The following is a 19,182-nucleotide window of genomic DNA, read 5'->3' on the forward strand; positions in this document are numbered from 1 at the left end:
CCGTTCGGCGTCGGCGGGCTCGGCAAGCCAGTCCGCTGCCGGTGACGCGGGTACTCCGTCCCCGACGGCCCCGCGCCGCGACCGCTCGGCGGAGGCGGGTGCGGCGAGTCAGTCCGCTGCGGGTGACGCGGATACTTCGTCTCCGGCTGCCTCGGGCCGCGACCGCTCGGCGCCGGAGGGCTCGGCCAGCCGGGCCGCTTCCGACGACGTGGGTACTCCGTCTCCGGCTTCCCCACGCCGTGCGCGGACGGCCGCGGAGGGATCGGCGAGCCAGACCGTGCCGGGGAAGTCGGCTGCTCCRGCTTCGGCGGGACCGCGACGCGACCGCTCGGCGGCGGACGGCTCGGCCAGTCAGGCCACGACGGGCGACACGCCCTCCGAGTCGCCGGCCGCACCGCGCCCTACCCGCACAGCGGCGGAGGGCTCGGCAAGCCAGACATCCACCGACCCTGAATCCACGACCTCCGGCACCGGTGCCCAGGCGACCGAAGCCGAACCAGCGGCGACCACGACCGGCTCCCAGCCGTCGGCCACCGGCTCCCAGCCGTCGGCCACCCAGCCGGAGCCGTCGGCCACCGAGCCCGGGTCCCCGACCACTGACTCGGAGTCGGCGGCCACCGCGCCGGAGCCGTCGGCCACCCAGCCCGGGTCCCCGCCAACCTCGGCGGAGCCGCGCCGGGCGCGAAGCGCGAGTGACGGCTCGGCGTCGCCGCGGACGCAGCCCGGTCCCCCTGCCGGCCCGCGCCGGTCGCGCAGCGCATCGGAGGGCTCCGTCGGCCGGCCTGCCGCGTCCCAACCCGGCGACAGCCGGCCGGGCAGGGCGGCYTCGCGACCCCCGCGCAGCACGGACGCCCCCTGGCACCACGCCCGCCCGGCCTTCGACGAACCGGCTCCCGAGCCGTCGCCCGAGGCCGGACCGTTGCCGACTCCCGAGCCGCCGGGTGACTCGAAGACCCCGAACAGCACCTCGGAATCACCGGACACCCGGAAACCGGCCAACACCAGGCAGCCCGCCGACAACGCCAACAACGACAACCTCGAAAACCCCGACAACCCCGACAACCCCGAAAACCCCGAAGAACCCACAGGAGGCCCGCGGTGAACGACGTGCTCGACGTCATCCTGCGACTCCTGATCGTGTTCGTCGTCTTCCTCACCTTCCCCTTGATCATCGGCCAGACCGAACACAAGGTGATGGCCCACATGCAGGGCCGCCTCGGCCCCATGTACGCCGGCGGCTTCCACGGCTGGGCCCAGCTGATCGCCGACGGCGTGAAGTTCGCGCAGAAGGAGGACGTCGTCCCCGCGGGCGCGGACCGCCGCATCTTCCAACTGGCCCCCGCTGTCGCCCTCCTGCCCTACCTCCTCGTCCTGCTCGCCATCCCCATCGGCCCGGACGAGGGAGCCGTCGGCCAGGTCATCGACGCCGGCGTCTTCTTCGTCCTGGCCGTCATGGGCGTCGGCGTCCTCGGTTCGCTCATGGCCGGCTGGGCGTCCGCGAACAAGTTTTCCCTCCTCGGCGGCCTCCGCACCGCCGCCCAGCTCCTCGCCTACGAACTGCCGATGCTCCTGACCGCCGCCTCGGTGGCGATGGCGGCCGGCACCGTCTCGATCCCCGGCATCCTCGACGCCTTCGAGTGGTGGTGGCTGCCCTGGCAGATCGTCGGCGCGATCGTCTTCTTCGTGGCCGGCCTCGCCGAACTCCAGCGCCCGCCCTTCGACATGCCCGTCGCCGACTCGGAGATCATCTTCGGCGCGTACACCGAGTACACCGGCCTCCGCTTCGCCCTGTTCCTCCTCGCCGAGTACGCCGGAATCGTCGTCCTGTGCGGCCTGACCACCGTCCTCTTCCTGGGCGGCTGGCACGGCCCCTGGGGCGCCGATGGCCTCGGCTGGGTCTGGACCCTGCTGAAGACCGCCGTCCTGGCCTTCATCGTGATCTGGCTCCGCGTCACCTACCCCCGCCTGCGCGAGGACCAGCTCCAGAAGCTGTCCTGGACGCTCCTCGTCCCCCTCTCCCTCGCCCAGATCGCCCTCACCGGCATCGTCAAGGTGGTGATCCAGTAACCATGGCCCCCATTCCCGGCAGCGGCCTGGCCAAGGGCCTGGCCGTCACCCTCCGCACGATGACGAAGAAGTCCGTCACCGCGCAGTACCCGGACGCCCAGCCCGACCTCCCGCCCCGCACCCGCGGTGTGATCGGCCTGTTCGAGGAGAACTGCACGGTCTGCATGCTGTGCGCCCGCGAGTGCCCGGACTGGTGCATCTACATCGACTCCCACAAGGAGACGGTCCCGGCGGCGACCCCCGGCGGCCGCGAACGCAGCCGCAACGTCCTCGACCGCTTCGCCATCGACTTCTCCCTGTGCATGTACTGCGGTATCTGCATCGAGGTCTGTCCTTTCGACGCGCTGTTCTGGTCCCCGGAGTTCGAGTACGCCGAGACCGACATCCGCGACCTCACCCACGAGCGCGACAAGCTCCGCGAGTGGATGTGGACCGTCCCGGCGCCGCCGGCCCTCGACCCCGGCGCGGAGGAACCGAAGGAACTCGCCACCGCCCGCAAGTCCGCCGACAAGCTGGCCGCCCAGCAGGCCCCGCCCGCCACCGAACCGCACGCCGACGAGCAGGCCCGGGCAGCCGAGCGACCGACCCGCCCGCAGGGCGACTCCAAGCAGCAGACCGACCAGCCGAAGCCGGATCACCCGAAGCCGGACCAGCCAAAGCCGGGCCAGGCGACGCCGGACCAGCCGAAGCCGGGCCAGGCGACGCCGGACCAGCCGAAGCCGGGCCAGGCGACGCCGGACCACCCGARGCCGGGCCAGGCGACGCCGGACCACCCGAAGCCGGGCCAGGCGAAGCCGGATCACCCGAGGCCGGGCCAGGCGACGCCGGACCAGCCGACGCCCCGGCAGGAGGGCCAGGAATGACCCTCGCCGCAACCGCATGCCTCCTCGCGACGGGCCCGACCACCAGGACCGCTGCCGAGACCCACGGCTTCCTCTCCCCGACCGGCGTCGAGATCGCCTTCGTCCTCGTCGGCCTGGTCACCTTCGGCGCCGCGCTCGTCACCGTCACCACCCGGCAACTGGTGCATGCCGCCCTGTGGCTCGTGGTCACCCTCGGCGGCCTGGCCGTCGAGTACCTCCTGCTCACCGCCGAGTTCATCGCCTGGGTACAGGTCCTCATCTACGTCGGTTCCGTCGTCGTCCTCCTCCTGTTCGGTCTGATGCTCACCAGGGCGCCCATCGGCCGCTCCCCGGACGCCGACTCCGGCAACCGCTGGGCCGCCCTCACCGTGGCCGTCGCCGCCGCTGCCGCCCTGGTCTGGGTCGTCGTCGACGCCTTCCGCACGACCTGGATCGACCTGGACGGCCCCGCCGCCGGTTCCACCGAGGCCACCGGCGCGAGCCTCTTCCAGAACTGGGTCCTCCCCTTCGAGGCCCTCTCCGTCCTCCTCCTCGCCGCTCTGGTCGGCGCGATCGTCCTGTCCCGTAAGGCCAAGGCCGCTGCGGCGACCGCGGCCGGGAGCACCCCGGACACCAGGAGCACCCCGGCCACCGGAAGCACCCCGGGAACCGGACGCACCCCGGCCCCCGGGAGCGAGAAGGAAGGGACCCGCTGATGCACCTCGCCTATCCCGCCGTCCTCTCCGCCCTCCTCTTCTGCACGGGCCTGTACGGCGTCCTCGCCCGCCGCAACGCGATCCTGGTCCTGATGTCGGTCGAGCTGATGCTCAACGCCGTCAACCTCAACCTGGTCGCCTTCGACGTCTGGCTCAGCAAGACCGCCGAGGAGACCCTGCACTCCGGCCAGGCCCTCACCCTGTTCACCATCGCCATCGCCGCCGCCGAGATCGGCATCGGCCTGGCCATCGTCCTCGCCGTCCACCGCAACCGCGGCACCGCGGACATCGACAAGCTCCGCGACACCGCCGAACGGCACGACCCCGACGGCACCGACCACGACGCCCTTACGGCCGAGCAGTCCGGCGAGGCCCAGAAGGCTGAGGCCACCGCGTGACCACGACCACCCTCGCCGTCCTCGTTCCCCTCCTTCCGTTCCTCGGCGCCGTCGCCGGCCTGCTCCTGGGCCGCACGGCACCCGGATTCGTCCGCCCCCTCGCCGTCCTGCCGACGCTCACCTCCCTGGTGCTCGCCACGCTGGTCGCCGTGCGTCAGGGCGGTGACGCGGCCGTCAACGCGGCCACGGAACTCACCCCCACCGGCTCCGTCCCGATCGAACTCGCCCTGCACATCGACGGCTTCGCCGCCCTCGTCGCCGTCCTCGTCGGCCTCGTCGCCTCCTGCGTGCAGATCTACTCGACGGGTTACCTGCGCGACGACCCGCGCTACCCCTCGTACGCCGCCCTCGTCTCCCTCTTCACCTCCGCGATGCTCCTGGTCGTCTACTCCGGCGACCTGATCGTGCTGCTGGTCGGCTGGGAAGTCATGGGCATCTGCTCCTACTTCCTGGTCGGCCACTACTGGGAGACCCCGGAGGCCCGTGCCGCCTCCCTCAAGGCCTTCCTGGTCACCAAGCTCGGCGACGTCCCCTTCCTCATCGGCCTGTTCGCCCTGGCCACCGACGCCGGTTCGTTCCGCATCACCCGGGTCCTCGGCGCCGTCGCGAGCGGCTCGCTCGACCACCCGACACTGATCGCCCTGCTCCTCCTCGCCGGCGTGGCGGGCAAGTCGGCGCAGTTCCCGCTGCACACCTGGCTCCCCGACGCGATGGCGGGCCCGACCCCCGTCTCCGCGCTGATCCACGCCGCGACGATGGTCGCCGCCGGTGTCTACTTCATCGCCCGTCTCCTGCCGCTGTTCGAGGCCTCCCAGGCCGCGATGGTGGTCCTCGCCGTCATGGCCGCCGTCACGATGGCCTGCTCGGCGCTCGCCGCGCTCGCCCAGGACGACATCAAACGCGTCCTCGCCTACTCGACGATCGGTCAGCTCGGCTACATGTCCGGTGCCCTGGCCGTCGGCGACCGTGGTGCCGCCGTCTTCCACCTCCTGTCCCACGGCGCCTTCAAGGCGCTGCTGTTCCTCGCGGCCGGCGTGATCATCCACGCCGCCGGCACCAACTCGCTCGCGGCGATGTCCCGCATGCGAAACCTGCGCGACCGCGTCCCCGACGCCTACTGGACGATGACCGTGGCGCTGCTCGCGCTCGCCGCGATCCCGCCGTTCAGCGGCTTCTTCTCCAAGGAGGCCGTCCTCGGCGTCGCCGAACACGTCGTCACCGGTCACACGGACCGCGCCCCGGCCGCCGCGGGCTGGATCGTGCTCGTCGCCGGCCTGCTCACGGCCGTGCTCACCGCCGCCTACGCGATGCGCCTGTGGCTGTTGGCCTTCCGCGGCCGGGGCACTGAAGCCCCCGACCACGGCAGGCAGCCGCTGACGATGACCGTCGTGCTGTGGGTGCTCGCCGCCCCCTCCCTGGCCCTCGGCGGATTCGCGTTCCGCCTGCTGCCCGACTGGTTCGACGGCCGCGACCTCAGCCCGACCCTCACCACCTCCGTGCTCGGCACGGGCGTGGCCCTGGTCGGCGGCATCGTCACCTACGGCGCCTGGCGGCACACCACCGCGCTCACCGCACGCGTCCCGCTGGGCGCGGTCGCGGCCCACCCCGAGGGCGACGCCGCCCAGGTCGAGGCGGAGGCCATCGCCACCCACAAGCCGGCCTACGGCGACATCGCCTACGCGCCCGACCCCGCCGACCCCGGACGGCTCCTGCTCAGCCCGCTGCACCGCCACGCGGCCGCCGGCTTCCACATGGACGCCGTGTACAGGGCCCTCTTCGTCCGCCCGGTCCAGGCCGGGGCGAGCCTCGTCCGGTTCCTGGACCGGGAGGTCGTCGAGACCTACGTACGCGGCGCGGGTGCGCTGCCCCGCTGGCTCGGCGCCGCCGTACGGCGCGCCCAGACCGGCAACGTCCAGACCTATGTGAGCGCGCTGCTCGCCGGCACCGTCGTCCTCGCGGTCGCCGTCGTCCTCGTCGCCACGGGAGCGTGAGCAGGCGTGATCGATATCAACGAGTCCGTGATGCAGTTCCTTCTGGCGTTCGTCGTCGTCGGGCCGCTCCTGGGCGCCGCCGCGGCTCTCCTGCCGGCCCCGCCCGGGCTGAAGGGGAAGTCACCTGAGCAGGCCGTGCTCCGGCACGGCGTCACCGTCACCGGCGCGGTCCTCATCGCGGCGATCGTCCTCGCGCTCGGCTTCGACCACGACCAGCCGTCGAAGATGCAGGCCAGCACGGACATCAGCTGGATCCCCGCACTCGACGTACGCATCCACCTCGGCATCGACGGCATCTCCCTCCCCCTTCTGGTCCTGACCGCGTTGTTGACCTTCCTCTGCGCGCTCTACTCGTACTTCAAGATGCCCGCGGGGCCGGCCCCGAAGGCCTTCGTCGCGCTGCTGCTCGTCCTCGAGTCCGGCACGCTCGCGGCCTTCGCCGTCCTCGACCTGCTGCTGTTCTTCCTCGCATTCGAGATGGTCCTCATCCCGATGTACTTCCTCATCGCCCGCTGGGGCGGCGAGGGGCGGAGCCAGGCCGCGTGGCGGTTCATCCTCTACACGCTGCTCGGCTCCGTGGTCATGCTGCTCGGCCTGCTCCTGATCGGGATCAAGGCGGGCACGTTCGACATGATGGCACTCGCCACTGACAACGGCCGGTCGCTGACCACATCCGTGCAGGTCATCGCCGTTCTGGCGATCGGGATCGGCCTCGCGGTCAAGACGCCGATGTGGCCGCTGCACAGCTGGCTGCCCGACGCCCACACCGCCGCGCCGACCGTCGGCTCGGTCCTGCTGGCCGGCGTCCTGCTCAAGATGGGTACGTACGGGTTCGTCCGGATTCTCCTCCCCATCGCACCGGACGGCTTCCGCACCTTCGCGCCTTACCTCGCAGCGCTCGCCGTCGTCGGCATCATCTACGGATCCCTGGCCTGCCTGGCCCTCGCCAGGCAGGGCGCGAAGGGCGACCTCAAGCGCCTCATCGCCTACTCCTCCGTCGGCCACATGGGCTTCGTCCTGCTCGGCATCGCCACGATGACCCCGACCGGCGTGAACGGCGCCCTGTTCGCCAACATCGCCCACGGACTCATCACCGGCCTGCTCTTCTTCCTGGTCGGCGCGCTGAAGGACCGCACCGGCACCACCGACCTCGACACCCTTGCCGAGGAGACCGGAGCCGCGCTCTACGGCAAGGCCCCGCGCCTCGGTGGCCTGCTCGCCTTCGCCGCGGTCGCCTCGCTCGGTCTGCCGGGCCTGGCCGGGTTCTGGGGCGAGATGCTGGCCCTGTTCGGCGCGTTCCAGCCGGCAGCAGGCCTCAGCCGTCCCGCCTTCCTCACCTTCATGGCGATCGGTGCGTTCGGGACGCTGCTGACGGCCGCGTACCTGCTGATCGTGGTCCGCCGCGTCTGCATGGGTGCCCTGCCCCAGGACGCCCCCAGGCTCACCGACGTCCGCTCGTACGAGTTCGCGGCCTGGACCCCGCTCGTCGTCCTCACTGTCGTCGCGGGCCTGTGGCCCAAGGCCCTCCTCGGCCTGAGCGACCCGGCCGTCCAGCAGCTCCTCGCAGGAGGCACCCGATGAGCTCCCCGGCCCAGCCCCTGGCCGCGTCGCTGGTCCAGTCCGTCGACTGGCTCGCGATCGCACCGCCCACCATCGCGGCGGTCGTCGGACTCGTCGTCCTGGTCGCCGACCTGTTCGTCGCCGAGAACCGGAAGACGCTGCTCGGCTGGACGTCCGTGGCCGGCCTGGCCGCCGCCACACTGATGCTGCTGCCCCTCCTGGACGGCGACCGCAGCACCTTCTGCCTGACCCGCGACGCCACCGTGTGCAGCTACACGGCCGACCGCTTCACCCTGGTCATCCAGTTCCTCGTCCTCGGCGGCGCCCTCCTCGCCGCCCTCCTGTCGGTCACCGCCCTGAAGGACGCCCGGAAGGAGCTTCCCGAAGGCGAGTACTGGTTCCTGCTGCTGTCCTCCGCGGCCGGCGCCGCCCTCCTGCCCGCCTCCCGGGACTTCGCGACCCTGATCGTCGCCCTCGAGGTCGCCTCCCTGCCCGCCTTCGCGCTGGTCGGCCTCAGGTACGGCGACCGGAAATCCTCCGAAGCGGCCCTGAAGTTCTTCCTGTCCTCGGTCACCGCGACCGCGGTCAGCCTCATGGGCATCAGCTTCCTGTACGCCTCCACGGGCACCCTCTACCTCACCCAGGTCGCCGACCGCATCCAAAACGTCGACGGGCAACTCCACACGCTCGCCCAGACCGGCGTCGTCCTCACCCTCGTCGGCTTCGCCTTCAAGACGGCCGCCGTGCCATTCCACTTCTGGGTGCCCGACACCTATGTGGGGGCGCCCCTGCCGATCGCCGCCTACCTGTCGGTCATCGGCAAGGCGGTCGGTTTCAGCGGCCTGATCCTCGTCACGGTCGTCGCCCTCCCGTCGTACGCCGACGTCTGGGGCCCGGCCCTGGCCACGCTGGCCGCGCTCACCATGACCGTGGGCAACGTGGGCGCCCTCCGCCAGCAGGCCACGCGCGCGTACAGCGCGGTACGCCTGCTCGCCTGGTCGTCCGTCGGCCAGGCCGGCTACCTCCTGGTGCCGATCGCTGCCGCCGCCTACTCCGGGGACGCCGAGAAGTCGATCGGCTCCACCGTCGCCTACGCCCTGATGTACGGCGCGGTGAACCTCGGTGCCTTCGCCGTGGCCGCCCTCGTCGGCCGGACGAAGTCCCTCAACCGCGTCTCCGACTACCGCGGCCTGTACGCGTCGAGCCCCCTGTCCGCGCTGCTCCTGGCGTTCTTCCTGCTCTGCCTCGCCGGGCTGCCGCCGGGCATCATCGGCCTCTTCGCCAAGGTCACCGTCTTCTCGGCGGCCGTCGACGCCGGCCTCGGCTGGCTGGCCGTCATCATGGCCGTCAACGTCGTCATCGCGCTGTTCTACTACCTCCAGTGGACGGCCCTGCTTTTCCGCGCCCCCGAGGGCGAACCCGAGAAGCACCGCGTCCCCGCCCCGCTCACCGCCGCCATCGCGCTGACCGGCGTCCTCGGAATCGCCCTGTCCGGCGCACCCCAGCTGGTCCTGCGCTTCACCGACACGGCCCTTTTCTGAACAACAGGCGCATTCGCCACGCGCGCGTGGGGCACCCGGCCCTCCACGCGCGCGTGCCGCTTTCCCGGCGCCGTTCACCCGGACGGTCCACACCCCCGCCGCGCGCACAAGGGAACTAGTGCCTCCCGCCTGGCGTTGACCAGTACGGGAAGGTCCACTGGACGTGAACATCACGGCACCAGTGAAACCGCAGATCAGCAAGCAAGGGTCCCCCTGCCGCACCACTTGGAGGGCGTACCGTGCACCGCCGGCACAACGGGCTCAGGACAGCAGTCCTCCTCGGAGGACTGTCCGCACTCATCATCGTCATCGGCAGCTTCTTCGGCCGCATGGGGCTCGTCATCGCCGTCCTGGTAGCGCTGGTCACCAACGCGTACGCGTACTGGAACAGCGACAAGCTGGCCCTCCGCGCGATGCGCGCCCGCCCGGTGAGCGAGTTCGAGGCCCCGGGGCTCTACCGCATGGTCCGCGAGCTCTCCACGCAGGCCCGCCAGCCCATGCCGCGCCTGTACATCTCCCCGACGGAGGCACCCAACGCCTTCGCCACCGGGCGCAACCCGCGCAACGCCGCCGTGTGCTGCACCGAAGGCATCCTGCGTCTCCTGGACGAGCGCGAGCTGCGCGGCGTCATCGGCCATGAGCTCAGCCATGTCTACAACCGCGACATCCTCATCTCGTCGGTCGCCGGCGCCCTCGCCTCCGTCATCATGTTTCTGGTCAACTTCGCCTGGCTGATCCCGATCGGGCGCTCGGACGACGACGACGGCCCCGGCCTGCTCGGCATGCTGCTGATCATGATCCTGGGCCCGCTCGCCGCCTCGCTCATCCAACTGGCCGTCAGCCGCTCCCGGGAGTACCAGGCGGACGCCTCCGGCGCCCAGCTCACCGGCGACCCGCTCGCCCTGGCCAGCGCCCTGCGCAAGCTCGAACTCGGCACCAAGCAGCTCCCGCTGCCGCCCGAGCCGCGCATCGAGACCGCCAGCCACATGATGATCGCGAACCCGTTCCGGCCCGGCCAGGGTCTGTCGAAGATGTTCTCCACACACCCGCCGATGGCGGACCGCATCGCCCGGCTCGAGAAGATGGCAGGTGGGAATCAGTGAAGACCATCCTGAACGTCATATGGCTCGTCTTCAGCGGCTTCTGGCTGTTCCTCGCCTACATGCTCGCGGGCCTGCTCCTCTGCATCACCATCATCGGCATCCCGTTCGGCGTCGCGGCCTTCCGCATCGGCGTCTACGCGCTGTGGCCCTTCGGGTACACGACGGTCGAGCGCCGTGACGCGGGCGCGCCGTCCTGCGTCGGCAATGTCCTGTGGCTGGTGCTCGCGGGCTGGTGGCTGGCCCTCGGCCACATCGTCACCGGCGTCGCGCTGTGCGTCACGATCATCGGCATCCCGCTCGGCATCGCCAACTTCAAGCTCATCCCGGTCTCGCTGCTCCCGCTGGGCCGCGACATCGTGCGGACGAACGAGCCGTTCGCGGTGCGCTGACGGCGGGGCGGCGCCGCCCGGTTTCCACAGGCCACCGGTTATCCACAGGCCCGCGCGGCTGTCAGTGGCGGCCTGCATCATGAACCCATGACCGCGATCGAGCAGTTGCCGGAACGAGTGACGGCCAAGGCCCACAACACCGGCCCACGCAGTTGGACTTCACGTCCTGAGCCTCCCGCCCCGGGCAGAGGCCCCTGACCGGCAGCAACCGAAGCGGGCCCGGGCAGCAGCCAATGGCCCGGTAAGCCCCCGCCCACAGCAAAGAGGGCAGCAGTCCTACGCCCTCCCAGCCCTCGTCCGCACCACCCGCCGCATTCCGTACGCAACCGCCCCCACCACCAGCACACCCGCGCCCACGACCACCGAAATCCCCGGCAGCGAGAACGCCAGCACCGCGCACCCGACCAGCCCGACCACCGGCATCACCCGTGCCGCCGGCGCCGAATTCAGTGTCCAGGCCGACGCGTTGGCCACGGCGTAGTACGCCAGCACCCCGAAGGAGGAGAACCCGATCGCGCCCCGGACGTCCACCGTGGCAGCCAGGACCGCGACCACCGCACCCACGGCCAGCTCCGCCCGGTGCGGCACCTGGAAACGCGGATGCACGGCCGCCAGCGCGCCCGGCAGATGCCGGTCCCGGGCCATGGCCAGCGTCGTCCGCGAGACGCCCAGGATCAAGGCGAGCAGCGACCCCAGCGCGGCCACGGCCGCACCGATCCGCACCACCGGCACGAGCCAGGGCATCCCGGCCGCCCGCACAGCGTCGGCCAGCGGCGCCGTCGCGTCCCCGAGACCGTCCGACCCCAGCACCGAAAGGACAGCCACCGCCACACCCGCGTACACCACCAGCGCGATGCCCAGCGCCAGCGGGATCGCGCGCGGAATGGTGCGCGCCGGGTCCCGCACCTCCTCACCGAGGGTCGCGATCCGGGCGTACCCCGCGAACGCGAAGAACAGCAGACCAGCCGCCTGAAGCACACCGCCCGCACCGTCCGAGGCCCCGATGTCCAGCCGCCCGGCATCCGCCTCGCCGGACACCAGACACACGACCACCACGGCAGCGAGGACAGCCAGGACCACCGCCACGATCACCCGCGTCAGCCACGCGGACTTCTGGACACCGCCGTAGTTCACCGCCGTCAGCGCCACCACGGCCGCGACCGCCACCGCGTGCGCCTGCCCCGGCCAGACGTACGTGCCCACGGTGAGCGCCATCGCCGCACAGGAGGCCGTCTTCCCGACCACGAACGACCAGCCCGCGAGATACCCCCAGAACTCCCCGAGCCGCTCACGCCCGTACACGTACGTACCGCCCGAGGCCGGATACAGGGCGGCGAGCCGAGCCGACGACATGGCGTTGCAGTACGCGACCACGGCGGCGACCGCGAGCCCGAGGAGCAGCCCGGAGCCGGCCGCGTGCGCCGCGGGCGCGAGGGCGGCGAAGATCCCGGCTCCCACCATCGAGCCGAGTCCGACGACGACGGCGTCCCCGACGCCCAGGGTGCGGCGCAGTCCGGAAGCGGAGGCTGTCATGCACCGCACCCTACTGATCAGTGCAACCGACGGATGCCGCCAGGGTGTCCTCCCCACCAAGACGGCGTGAACGCGCGCGGCAAGGACGTCGCACGCGGAACACCCGGCGTACGACGCACGACGCACGAGCACGGCCTGCCGGGAGCAAGATCACATGGCCGGGACAGTGCGGGCACAGCGTGGAAGGGCAGGTTCACGGCATGACCATCATCAGCTGGATCCTCCTGGGACTGTTGGCCGGAGCCATCGCGAAGTTCCTGCTGCCGGGGCGCGACCCGGGTGGCCTCATCGGCACGACTCTGATCGGCATCGCGGGAGCATTCATCGGCGGCTGGATATCCGCCCGCTGGATGGACCACCCGATCACCCAGAACTTCTACGACGGCGCGACCTGGGCCGCGGCGATCGGCGGATCGCTCGTCCTCCTGATCGCCTACCGCCTCCTGCTCGGCAACTCACGCACCTGACCGCGCGACCCGCGGCCGGCGTACGTTCACCGCCCGCGCGCACGCCCCACGACTGGCCGACACCCACCGCCCGTGCCCAGCACGCCCACCGCCCACGCGGTCGGCACGCCCACCGCCCGTGCCGGGCACGCCCACCGCCCGTGCCGGGCACGCCCACCGCCCGTGCCGGGCACGCCCACCGCCCGTGCCCGGCACGCGCCCATCGACCGCAGCCAGCAGGCGAGAAGGGTGGGCACCCAGCAGGTGCCCACCCTTCCTCGCAACCATGCAGACCGGGAGCCCACCCATGCAGACCGGGAGCCCCGAGGACTCGACCGGACCTACCGGTAGTTCACGAACTGCATGGCGAAGTCGAAGTCCTTGCCCTTCAGCAGGGCGATGACGGCCTGAAGATCGTCACGGCTCTTGGAGCTGACCCGCAGCTCCTCGCCCTGCACCTGCGCCTTCACGCCCTTGGGGCCCTCGTCGCGGATGGTCTTCGCCACCTTCTTCGCGTTCTCCTGGGAGATGCCCTCCTTGATCGACGCGAAGATCTTGTACTCCTTGCCGGAGAGCTGGGGCTCGCCCGCGTCCAGAGCCTTCAGCGAGATGCCGCGCTTGATCAGCTTGGACTGGAAGACGTCGAGGATTGCCTTCACCCGGTCCTCGGAGTTCGCCTCCATGAGGATCTGCTCACCGGACCACGAGATCGAGGCACCCACGCCCTTGAAGTCGTAGCGCTGCGAGATCTCCTTGGCGGCCTGGTTCAGTGCGTTGTCGACCTCCTGCCGCTCGACCTTCGAGACGATGTCGAAACTGGAGTCGGCCATGTCCTGTGGCTCCTTGTATCGGGGTGCGTATCGTGCGTACCGGCGTACGTGGGCGGCCGCCGGGCCTGTTCAGATCCCGGGCCGCATCCGGACAAGCCTAGCCACCCCCCGCCCTCCGAGCGCTGATCAATCGGGTGGCGAAGCACCCCTCCACATCAGGTATTGTTTACGTCGTTGCCACGGAGCGCCGCCGGAAAAAAGGCGGTTCGACGGGCAGCAACCCCGGCGGTGTGCCCGAGCGGCCAAAGGGAGCAGACTGTAAATCTGCCGGCTCAGCCTTCCCAGGTTCGAATCCTGGCGCCGCCACACTGGGGAAGACCCCCTCTCAACTGCGGAGACGCAGATGGGAGGGGGTCTTTCGTATGGGCTGGCCCGTATTTGATGCCGGTCCGGGAGTCGGCTTTGATGCCGGTCCGGGAGTCGGCCGCCTCCGGCAGGGTGAAGTGGATCACGGTCCAGCGCGACGCGCGCCGGTGCCCGGACCCCAGCCGAGGCGCCGGTCGGCGTGCCAAGACGACGAGCTGGGGGACAGGCATACCCGGGTCGCACGCGCGGCACACTGGCCCCATGTCCTCCCGTCGCAGAACCTGCCCCGAGTGCCGTCGCGAGATCGCCGTCGTCGCCGGGCGGTACGCGCGCCACGACCCGCCCGGCGCCCGGGAACACGGCGAACTCACCTCATGCCCGGGCTCCCGCCGCCAGGCCCGGCTCGGCCCGGAACAGCCCTCCCTGGACGGCTACGCGGTCCCCGACTTCCCGGGCCAACTGCCCCTGTTCTAGGAACGGTTCCCCGGCCTCGTCAGTTCCCCGCGATCGACTTCACCGCCACGGACACCGGAGCCGGCCCGCTGATCAGCTCCAGAGTGAGGCCGGCCGTCGCGGGGGTGTCCACCAGCTCCGCCAGCACGGCGGCGACGTCGTCGCGCGGAATCGGGCCGCGACCCGTGTGCGCCTCCAGGCGTACGAGCCCGGTGCCGGCGTCGTCCGTGAGCTGACCGGGGCGCAGAATCGTCCAGTCCAGGGCGTCCAGGCCGCGCACGTACGCGTCCGCCTCGCCCTTGGCGCGCAGGTACACGTCGAAGATCTCGTCGCCCTGGTGCTGCGGGTCGGCGCCCATGGACGACACGATCACGAAGCGCCGCACGCCCGCCTTCACCGCCGCGTCCGCGAACAGGACCGCCGCCGCCTTGTCCACGGTGTCCTTGCGGGCCGCCCCGCTGCCCGGGCCCGCGCCCGCCGCGAACACCGCCGCGTCGGCACCCCTGAGCCGCTCCGCGACCTCGTCCACGGACGCCGACTCCAGGTCGAGCACGACCGGTTCGGCACCGGCCTCCCGCAGATCGTCGGCTTGTTCGGCCTTGCGGATGATCCCCGCTACCTCGTCCCCGCGCGCGGCGAGCAGCCGCTCGAGCCGCAGCGCGATCTGACCATGACCACCAGCGATGACAGTACGCATGCCTTCGACCGTACGCCCGGACAGCACCGTCCGCCGAACGACGTGAGCCACACCCGGCGCCCTACCCGCCATAGGCCTACGACACCTGCCCCCGCCCCTGCCGCGGCAGCCCCAGCTCCACCGAAGCCGCCGAACTGCAGAACTCCCGCACCGCGCTGGTCCGTGCCACCACGCGCCCCCGGTGCACCACCACGCGGCTGTACGCCAGCGAGAGCGCCCCCGCCAGCCGGTCCCCGCGCACCGCGAGCAACTCGGCCGGGAAACCCGCCTCCACGCGCACCTCCGGCAGCCCCAGCACCGCCCGCGCCGACCCGCTCACCGTGTCGTACGCCTCCTCGGGCGACAGGCCGTAGCGCGAGGCCAACAGGAACGCCGCCTCCAGCGGGTCGCCGCGCCCCACGGGGTTCGACACGTCCCGCAGCGCCCCGCTCCCGGCGGCCACTCGCACCCCGGCCGCGCGCAGCAGCCGCACCGGAGCCGCCCCCCGCCGGTCCACGCCACCGCAGCCGCCCTGCGGCAGGCACACCACCGTCACCCCGGCCGCCGCGAGTTGGTCCGCGGTCCGCGAGGCCACTTCGGAGGGCAGCCGGCCCAGATCGCCGCACGGACTGAGGGTCACCCCGGGGCGCAGCCCGCCCGCCATCGCCGCGAGCCGGGCCAGCCGCGCCGGATCCCCGGCGTCCGTGTGCAGGTCGACGGGACAGCCGTGCTCGGAGGCCACCCCCAGGACCGCCTCCACGTACCCCGTCGGATCCGGGTCGAGATCCGGCCGGCCGCCCACCACCGAGGCGCCCATCTTCACGGCGTCCCGCAGCACCGCCAGCCCGTCCGCCCCGGCCACCCCGGTCAGCACCCGGGGCATCGCCACCGTCGTCAGCTCGGCCAGCCCCCGCAGCGCCCGCCGGGCCTGCAACACGGCCTCCAGCGAGCCCAGCCCCTGGACGTCCCCCACGCGCACGTGGGCCCGTACCGCCGTCGCCCCGTGCCCGAGCTGGAGCAGCGCGGCCTCGGTCGCCCGGCGCTGGACGTCCTGGGGCTCGTAGGAGACCGGACCCTCGGCATCGGCCGACAGCGCCGTGTCGGCATGGGCGTGCGGCTCGGCCGGGGCCGGCAGCAGCAGATAGCCGCCGAGATCCACTCGCGCCCCGCACGCGCGCGTACCGCCCGCCGCCAGGCTGCCGGCCGTGCCGACCGCCTCGATACGCCCACCGCCCAGCCGTACGTCCACGGTCCGGCCGTCGGTGAGCCGCGCCCCGCACAGCAGCAGCGACGACGGGTCGGCCGGACCCGGCGAGGACGACGAGGGTGGCGGGGGCTGCGGCTGGCTGTCGGGCATCGCGCTCCTGGGGCTCGGCTGCGCACGCGAGGACGCATGATCACTCAGAGTGAGTCGAGCCTAGGACGGCCTCCCACCCCTCGCGGGGAGGAGCGCAATAGTCGTACCGGCGTGGTCCGCTGTGCGGACGAGGGGCACGCACGGGGCTGCCGGGAGGACGGTGCGCGCGTCCGGGCGGGTACCCGAAACGGATTTGGGCGAACGGCGGCGGAGCGTGTAATGTCTTCATCGCTCGCCCCAATAGCTCAGTCGGCAGAGCGTCTCCATGGTAAGGAGAAGGTCAACGGTTCGATTCCGTTTTGGGGCTCTGGTGTGAACGGTTCCCGTCGCGAGGCGGGGCCCGACCACATCAAAGCGGTGTAGCTCAGTCGGTAGAGCAAGCGGCTCATAATCGCTGTGTCACCGGTTCAAGTCCGGTCACCGCTACTCTCAGTAGCCGATTGCGGGGTCGGTCCTTCGATCGGCTACTCTTCTTGCGTTAAACAGTCCATCCGTTCGTCTTAGGAGCACTCACGTGGCTGCCACCGACGTCCGCCCGAAGATCACGCTGGCCTGCGTGGAGTGCAAGGAGCGGAACTACATCACCAAGAAGAACCGGCGTAACAACCCGGACCGTCTTGAGATGAAGAAGCACTGCCCGCGTTGCAACGCGCACACCGCGCACCGCGAAACGCGATAAATCAGGCTCGTACGCGAGGCCGTTCCCGAGTGATCGGGGGCGGCCTCGCGTCGTTGAATGACCCGTATCGTTCAGTAGTGCGACCAGGAGGTGCCGGGCCATGGCGCTCGACCAGTCCTTCGTGGGGCGGACGTACCCGCCCACCGAGCCCTACGAGGTGGGCCGGGAGAAGATCCGTGAGTTCGCCGAGGCGGTCGGGGACACCAACCCGGCATACACGGACGCGGAGGCCGCCAAGGCGCTCGGCCACCCCGATGTGATCGCGCCGCCGACCTTCGTCTTCTCGATCACCTTCAAGGCCGCCGGGCAGGTCGTCCAGGACCCGCAGCTCGGACTGGACTACAGCCGCGTGGTGCACGGGGACCAGAAGTTCGCCTACCGCCGCCCGGTCCGCGCCGGCGACCGGCTCTCGGTCACCTCCACCATCGAGGCGATCAAGTCCCTCGCGGGCAACGACATCCTGGACATCCGCGGCGAGGTCCACGACGAGGCCGGCGAGCACGTCGTGACCGCCTGGACCAAGCTCGTGGCCCGCGCGGCCGAGGAGGCGTGAGCGATCCCATGACGGCGAAGATCTCCTACTCCGACGTCGAGGTCGGCACGGAACTGCCCGCGCAGACCTTCCCCGTGACCCGCGCGACCCTCGTCCAGTACGCGGGCGCCTCCGGCGACTTCAACCCGATCCACTGGAACGAGAAGTTCGCCAAGGAGGTCGGCCTGCCCGACGTCATCGCGCACGGCATGTTCACCATGGCCGAGGCGATCCGCGTGGTCACCGACTGGATCGGCGACCCGGGCGCGGTCGTCGAGTACGGCGTCCGCTTCACCAAGCCCGTCGTCGTCCCGAACGACGACCAGGGCGCCGTGATCGAGGTCGGCGGCAAGGTCGCGGCCAAGCTCGACGACAACACGGTCCGCGTGGACCTCACGGCGACGAGCGCCGGGCAGAAGGTGCTGGGCATGTCGCGTGCGGTCGTGCGGCTGGCCTGAGACGGCAGATGCCGGGTAAGGGGCGCTCTCCATTGCGGGGCGCCCCTTACCCGTACGCGGGTACCGGCATCACTCGTCCGGACTCACCGGCATCGGCTGCCGAACGGGGGTCGCACCCACGCGTGCCGGAGCCTGTCAGTGCCGTCTCGTACTCTTGAGCCCGTGCAGGAACTCCACGACGCCCCCCTCGCCCCGCTGACCACCTTCCGGCTGGGCGGCCCCGCGACCCGGCTGGTCACCGCGACGACGGACGACGAGGTGATCGCCGTCGTCCGCGAAGCCGACGAGGCGGGCACCCCGCTGCTGCTCATCGGCGGCGGCTCGAACCTGGTCATCGGCGACAAGGGCTTCGAGGGCACCGCCCTCGTCATCGCCACCCAGGGCTACTCCCTCGACGGCACGAGACTCGAGCTGGCCGCCGGCGAGGTGTGGACCGACGCCGTCGCCCGCACGGTCGAAGTGGGCCTGGCCGGCATCGAGTGCCTGGCCGGCATCCCCGGCTCCGCGGGCGCGACCCCCATCCAGAACGTCGGGGCGTACGGCCAGGAGGTCTCCTCGACGATCACCGAGGTCGTCGCCTACGACCGCCGGACCGGCGAGACGGTCACCCTGGCCAACGAGGACTGCGCCTTCTCCTACCGCCACAGCCGCTTCAAGTCCGACCCGGAGCGCTACGTGGTCCTGCGCGTCCGCTTCTCCCTGGAGGACGCCGACGGCCTCTCCGCCCCCCTCCGGTACGCCGAGACGGCCCGCGCCCTCGGCGTCGGACCCGGCGACCGCGTCCCGCTCGCATCGGCCCGCGACACGGTGCTCAAGCTGCGCGCCGGCAAGGGCATGGTCCTGGACCCCGAGGACCACGACACCTGGTCGGCCGGGTCCTTCTTCACCAACCCGATCCTCACGGACGCCGACTTCGCGGCGTTCCGCGCGCGTGTGCGCGACCGGCTCGGCGACGGGGTGGAGCCGCCCGCGTATCCGGCGGGGGAGGGCCACACCAAGACGTCCGCGGCCTGGCTGATCGACAAGGCGGGCTTCACGAAGGGCTACGGCGACGGGCCGGCCCGCATCTCCACGAAGCACACCCTGGCCCTCACCAACCGGGGCACCGCGACCACGGAGGACCTGCTCGCCCTGGCCCGCGAGGTCGTGGCCGGTGTCCACGAGGCCTTCGGGATCACGCTGGTCAACGAGCCGGTGACGGTAGGGGTGAGCCTGTAGGCACCCTGCCTTGGTGCCGCTGCCGGGTGGGTCCGCAGCCCGGCGGAGGGGGTGCCGCTGCGCCCCCCTCCCCCAAGCTCTCGGCTC

Annotated in this window: 20 protein-coding genes, 3 tRNA genes and 1 pseudogene; 19 read left to right on the forward strand and 5 right to left on the reverse strand. The window is 71.6% G+C overall.

Annotated elements, in window-relative coordinates; translation table 11 throughout:
- Window positions 1-351: 351 nt before the first annotated feature.
- On the reverse strand, window positions 352-984 hold the full coding sequence (locus CA983_RS24015; protein ID WP_143645542.1) for a hypothetical protein: 633 nt from the start codon (window positions 982-984) through the stop codon (window positions 352-354).
- 114 nt (window positions 985-1,098) lie between these two features.
- Between CA983_RS24015 and CA983_RS24020 the strand changes: the two genes are divergently transcribed.
- From CA983_RS24020 to CA983_RS24060, 9 genes and pseudogenes are all read left to right on the forward strand, one after another.
- The gene (locus tag CA983_RS24020; protein WP_086602965.1) at window positions 1,099-2,067 is read left to right on the forward strand and encodes a complex I subunit 1/NuoH family protein; all 969 of its coding nucleotides are present in this window, start codon (window positions 1,099-1,101) and stop codon (window positions 2,065-2,067) included.
- A gap of 2 nt (window positions 2,068-2,069) precedes the next feature.
- Window positions 2,070-2,720: pseudogene (locus tag CA983_RS49205) on the forward strand (NuoI/complex I 23 kDa subunit family protein); the annotation flags it as partial.
- 206 nt (window positions 2,721-2,926) lie between these two features.
- Window positions 2,927-3,625: an NADH-quinone oxidoreductase subunit J family protein gene (locus CA983_RS24030; protein ID WP_086602967.1), complete on the forward strand. Its 699-nt coding sequence runs from the start codon at window positions 2,927-2,929 to the stop codon at window positions 3,623-3,625.
- Window positions 3,625-4,023, forward strand: coding sequence for an NADH-quinone oxidoreductase subunit NuoK (nuoK, locus tag CA983_RS24035; protein WP_059424736.1), 399 nt, complete (start codon window positions 3,625-3,627; stop codon window positions 4,021-4,023). The genes CA983_RS24030 and nuoK overlap by 1 nt, the downstream gene beginning before the upstream one ends.
- Window positions 4,020-6,014 (forward strand): NADH-quinone oxidoreductase subunit 5 family protein, encoded by a 1,995-nt coding sequence (locus CA983_RS24040; RefSeq protein ID WP_086602968.1) that lies wholly within the window; start codon window positions 4,020-4,022, stop codon window positions 6,012-6,014. The genes nuoK and CA983_RS24040 overlap by 4 nt, the downstream gene beginning before the upstream one ends.
- Window positions 6,015-6,020: 6 nt before the next feature.
- Window positions 6,021-7,595, forward strand: a complete 1,575-nt coding sequence (locus tag CA983_RS24045) for a complex I subunit 4 family protein (RefSeq protein ID WP_086602969.1) — start codon at window positions 6,021-6,023, stop codon at window positions 7,593-7,595.
- Complete coding sequence (locus CA983_RS24050; RefSeq protein ID WP_086602970.1) at window positions 7,592-9,115, forward strand: NADH-quinone oxidoreductase subunit N; 1,524 nt, start codon at window positions 7,592-7,594, stop codon at window positions 9,113-9,115. Before CA983_RS24045 ends, CA983_RS24050 begins: the two co-directional genes overlap by 4 nt.
- Before the next feature lie 239 nt (window positions 9,116-9,354).
- Entirely contained in the window at window positions 9,355-10,218 is an 864-nt protein-coding gene (gene htpX, locus CA983_RS24055; protein ID WP_086602971.1) for a zinc metalloprotease HtpX, read from the forward strand.
- A complete protein-coding gene (locus CA983_RS24060) occupies window positions 10,215-10,607 on the forward strand; it encodes a YccF domain-containing protein (RefSeq protein ID WP_086602972.1) in 393 nt (130 codons plus the stop codon). Before htpX ends, CA983_RS24060 begins: the two co-directional genes overlap by 4 nt.
- A gap of 276 nt (window positions 10,608-10,883) precedes the next feature.
- On the opposite strand, the gene CA983_RS24065 is transcribed toward CA983_RS24060, so the two are convergent.
- A complete protein-coding gene (locus CA983_RS24065; RefSeq protein ID WP_086602973.1) occupies window positions 10,884-12,140 on the reverse strand; it encodes an APC family permease in 1,257 nt (418 codons plus the stop codon).
- 200 nt (window positions 12,141-12,340) lie between these two features.
- Here CA983_RS24065 and CA983_RS24070 point away from each other — a divergent pair, with 200 nt between their 5' ends.
- Window positions 12,341-12,607: a GlsB/YeaQ/YmgE family stress response membrane protein gene (locus tag CA983_RS24070; protein WP_086602974.1), complete on the forward strand. Its 267-nt coding sequence runs from the start codon at window positions 12,341-12,343 to the stop codon at window positions 12,605-12,607.
- A gap of 72 nt (window positions 12,608-12,679) precedes the next feature.
- A complete protein-coding gene (locus CA983_RS45895) occupies window positions 12,680-12,937 on the forward strand; it encodes a hypothetical protein (RefSeq protein WP_143645543.1) in 258 nt (85 codons plus the stop codon).
- Here CA983_RS45895 and CA983_RS24075 read toward each other — a convergent pair.
- Complete coding sequence (locus CA983_RS24075; protein ID WP_059424751.1) at window positions 12,928-13,416, reverse strand: YajQ family cyclic di-GMP-binding protein; 489 nt, start codon at window positions 13,414-13,416, stop codon at window positions 12,928-12,930. The two genes, CA983_RS45895 and CA983_RS24075, sit on opposite strands and share 10 nt — an antisense overlap.
- Before the next feature lie 224 nt (window positions 13,417-13,640).
- Here CA983_RS24075 and CA983_RS24080 point away from each other — a divergent pair.
- A tRNA-Tyr gene (locus CA983_RS24080) sits at window positions 13,641-13,722 on the forward strand.
- Window positions 13,723-13,983: 261 nt separating this feature from the next.
- Complete coding sequence (locus CA983_RS24085; protein ID WP_059424760.1) at window positions 13,984-14,196, forward strand: hypothetical protein; 213 nt, start codon at window positions 13,984-13,986, stop codon at window positions 14,194-14,196.
- A gap of 19 nt (window positions 14,197-14,215) precedes the next feature.
- Here CA983_RS24085 and CA983_RS24090 read toward each other — a convergent pair whose 3' ends face one another.
- Entirely contained in the window at window positions 14,216-14,872 is a 657-nt protein-coding gene (locus tag CA983_RS24090; RefSeq protein ID WP_086602979.1) for an NAD(P)H-binding protein, read from the reverse strand.
- A 76-nt stretch (window positions 14,873-14,948) separates the two neighbouring features.
- Window positions 14,949-16,208 carry an amidohydrolase family protein gene (locus CA983_RS24095; protein ID WP_086602975.1) on the reverse strand — a complete coding sequence of 420 codons (1,260 nt, stop codon included), beginning with the start codon at window positions 16,206-16,208 and terminating at the stop codon, window positions 14,949-14,951.
- 234 nt (window positions 16,209-16,442) lie between these two features.
- Between CA983_RS24095 and CA983_RS24100 the strand changes: the two genes are divergently transcribed.
- The 6 genes from CA983_RS24100 (at window position 16,443) to CA983_RS24125 (ending at window position 19,095) form a co-directional block, all read left to right on the forward strand.
- Window positions 16,443-16,515: transfer RNA gene (locus tag CA983_RS24100), tRNA-Thr, on the forward strand.
- Between the two features lie 46 nt (window positions 16,516-16,561).
- A tRNA-Met gene (locus CA983_RS24105) sits at window positions 16,562-16,634 on the forward strand.
- Window positions 16,635-16,722: 88 nt separating this feature from the next.
- Window positions 16,723-16,887, forward strand: coding sequence for a 50S ribosomal protein L33 (gene rpmG / locus CA983_RS24110; protein ID WP_003948671.1), 165 nt, complete (start codon window positions 16,723-16,725; stop codon window positions 16,885-16,887).
- Between the two features lie 100 nt (window positions 16,888-16,987).
- Window positions 16,988-17,440: a MaoC family dehydratase N-terminal domain-containing protein gene (locus CA983_RS24115; RefSeq protein WP_086602976.1), complete on the forward strand. Its 453-nt coding sequence runs from the start codon at window positions 16,988-16,990 to the stop codon at window positions 17,438-17,440.
- Window positions 17,441-17,448: 8 nt separating this feature from the next.
- Window positions 17,449-17,877, forward strand: coding sequence for a MaoC family dehydratase (locus CA983_RS24120; RefSeq protein ID WP_086602977.1), 429 nt, complete (start codon window positions 17,449-17,451; stop codon window positions 17,875-17,877).
- A 162-nt stretch (window positions 17,878-18,039) separates the two neighbouring features.
- Window positions 18,040-19,095 carry a UDP-N-acetylmuramate dehydrogenase gene (locus CA983_RS24125; protein ID WP_086602978.1) on the forward strand — a complete coding sequence of 352 codons (1,056 nt, stop codon included), beginning with the start codon at window positions 18,040-18,042 and terminating at the stop codon, window positions 19,093-19,095.
- Window positions 19,096-19,182 lie beyond the last annotated feature (87 nt).

Origin of the sequence: Streptomyces swartbergensis (assembly GCF_002148965.1) — a bacterium.
GTDB classification, from domain to species: Bacteria; Actinomycetota; Actinomycetes; order Streptomycetales; family Streptomycetaceae; genus Streptomyces; species Streptomyces swartbergensis.